Source organism: Pseudoalteromonas sp. SG41-2 (genome assembly GCF_014164535.1).
Lineage (GTDB): Bacteria > Pseudomonadota > Gammaproteobacteria > Enterobacterales > Alteromonadaceae > Pseudoalteromonas > Pseudoalteromonas rhizosphaerae.
Genome location: NZ_JACJFK010000069.1, coordinates 1 through 2,716, shown reverse-complemented (window position 1 = coordinate 2,716; position 2,716 = coordinate 1). Strand labels below are relative to the sequence as shown.

Sequence of the window (2,716 nt, the reverse complement as noted above, 5' to 3'; positions counted from 1 at the left end):
TATTTGCTGTACTTCATTATGTATTGTTTTTACAACTCAACTTATTAAAACTTGGCTTTTTTATAATTTACCCTTTATAAATGAATGATGGCTTGGCTAATGACTTGGCCAATGCGGTGGCTATATTTGCGCTCATCGCCCCAAGAAAAGAACCCTGGCTTTTCACCTGCTTTGTAATATTCGATTGGTAAGCCATACTTGCTTGAAAACCCTTGAATGGTTGATTGACCTTTACCACTTGGGTACACGGTAGCTTCTAGTTTGAGTTCTACCTGGTCGCCTGGCTGCAAACCAAATTCAGTCAAAAATACATTGTAATTTATTTCTGCTTGCCAGCCTGTTCGAGCAGGCTGAAGCATCCATATCGCATCTACTAATATGGGGGAATTAAGGGGGATTTGTTTAAATACTCTATGCTTTGTGTAACGTGACATTCTACGTTGTATCATTTCTGCATATTTTTTAGCTGCTTCAACATTATAACCACGATAAGGTGCAATTATATTCGCATCAGTTGGATTAACGACCCGCCAATAGAGCTTTGTATCAACACCTTCTTTTACCGCAGCAACGGGAGTCGATAAACTAATTGAAATAGTTTTGGCAAGGTGGCTTGCAATCACTTTAGTATAAGGCTTGTAAAGTGCATTATAGACATCGAGTAGTGCTAAATCAGGGCGGTTCCGCCATTGTTCAGCTCGAACACTTGTTGAGCCATCATTAATAAAAGCTGCTTTACCCCACGGGCATGCATGCAACCATGCTTCAACCTCTGATTCACTAAAGTAATAAATAAGCCCTGCCGCAATTAAAATTATCACTAACCCTGCAACGCATGAATTAAGATGATACCCATCTTAACTATTCAGAGTGAGTGTCGTTTTTATTTTTAAATTTGCGCGACACAAAGCCCCGTCTACGCAAATTTAAAGAACAGTATTACATCGCCTGTAGGCGGGAGTTTACCTCGCGCATGGTTTGTTTTTATTCTACTTCATCACCAAAAACGCGTATTTAAAGGGGGGTGTCTTATTAATTGCGCCTTCTAATCATCAACCTGTCGATAAACCTAGGCAGCATACACCGCCTAGGTTTGAATTCCTTTTCTGATTGTTAAAGAGCGTTTGGCCTGTAAATCTATTTTTAAATAACTTAATCACAAAAGTAAAATATTGAGCTCGTACGCACGTTTTATATTTTTCTCTAGCAATACGGGGTCATCACTAAATGGCGCAATAACATAATTAACTTCATCCCTCGGGTACTCTTCTGTTGCATCACGATTTTCGTGATAAACATACTTATAGTTATTTTTTATGACAGGATCGAGCGGATACTTATCCATATAGGGGCCAATTTTATCACCTCTCCACGTAACACTATTTCCTTTGTTTAAATGGTGTTGAACAGACTGTAACAACCCAAAAGGGATTGGTTTATTTTTATCCATAAATTCCGTTAATAATGTCCACGATTGACAAGCCCCATCGTAGCTATCAGCAAACGCGACTATGTATTGGCAATCCCTTTTACCATGTTTAGGGTATTTTTTAGGGATTAAACTTGTAACAGGCATGCCTCTTCCCAAGCTAAAGCCTAACGAGCCTCGATACATCTCAACTTCTTCAAATGGTATAACAAGTTCTGGGTTGCCACCAAACGCGGGGAAATTTACATTGCCGGTTTTTCGATCGAAGACGACTAATTTACCTCGCGGTATTCTCGCTTTACGGTGGTAAATAAAAGCAATTATTAATAATAAAACTTGCCCTAGAATAAACAAGGGATCAAAAAGAAATGAGTCCAAGAGGTGTTGTAAACTTTTTGCTTTAAATAACCCAAGGACTTGCATTATCGCTCCAATCGCAAAGAAGGTTAATGCTAGCCAAGAATAAGAACTATCATCCGTATCCGTCATACTTCCCATTAATAATACGCCGTAATAACGACCATCAGTTGAATATATATCGTTTACTCCTAACAGGTTGTCATAATCGACTTCAACTTTTCGGTAATACTTCCCCATATCAGTTGGTTTTTTAGGGGGGCGTAATTCAGATACTTGCTCGGTGTTTATCATATTGTTACTCAAGTCCTAATTCTTCTTTTAGCGCATAATTTAATAGTGATAAATTCACTTCGGTTGTGAGCCATTTATTTGGTTTTTCAAGCTCGCCGTCTTCATCGCGTTTTGATACTGGCAATATAAACTTATTATCTTTAAAAGCATCACTCACTGACGCACCTTTACCTTTTGGATACGTTTTAACACGTAGTCTAAACGTGATTCTGGTTGTGTTGAGCGCTTTAAATATGGCGGCGCAGTTATACTGATTTAAATCAAGTCGTACACCTTGCCCACTTGATAAATCAGTCACTAAAAAATTAAGATGGTGTCATTGTTATTCCATTTCTAAAGTACGCGGATTTCAAGGTGGCTGTCTTCTTAATTTTCCATCAGGAAAAATAACAACGCCACTACTAACAGAAGCTGCAAACTAAACCTAAAGCAATTAAATGCATCACTTTAGGTTCAATTTTTTAAATTTTTAAAGAGCGATTTAGCTTTTAATTACCACACTTCCTGACGGTTAACTTGGCAATCTGCTGGGTCTAAATAGGGTTTTAACTCCTCAGGAAATCCGTGTTTTTCTGTTATATCTTTATCTATTTTGAAGTAGTGCTCTATTGATTGATATAAGTGTGTCCCAAGCGG

General features: G+C 38.1%; 3 protein-coding genes. All 3 read right to left on the bottom strand.

Annotated features, from left to right (window positions below; all coding sequences use genetic code 11):
- Positions 1-74 precede the first annotated feature (74 nt).
- Entirely contained in the window at positions 75-821 is a 747-nt protein-coding gene (locus H5186_RS22310; RefSeq protein WP_182795022.1) for a hypothetical protein, read from the bottom strand.
- A gap of 335 nt (positions 822-1,156) precedes the next feature.
- Entirely contained in the window at positions 1,157-2,080 is a 924-nt protein-coding gene (locus H5186_RS22305) for a hypothetical protein (protein ID WP_182795021.1), read from the bottom strand.
- Between the two features lie 4 nt (positions 2,081-2,084).
- Positions 2,085-2,378, bottom strand: a complete 294-nt coding sequence (locus H5186_RS22300; protein WP_182795020.1) for a hypothetical protein — start codon at positions 2,376-2,378, stop codon at positions 2,085-2,087.
- Positions 2,379-2,716 lie beyond the last annotated feature (338 nt).

Excerpts from the sequence above, each read along its gene's own strand:
- H5186_RS22305 (WP_182795021.1), bottom strand. The coding sequence starts at position 2,080 with ATGATAAACACCGAGCAAGTATCTGAATTACGCCCCCCTAAAAAACCA.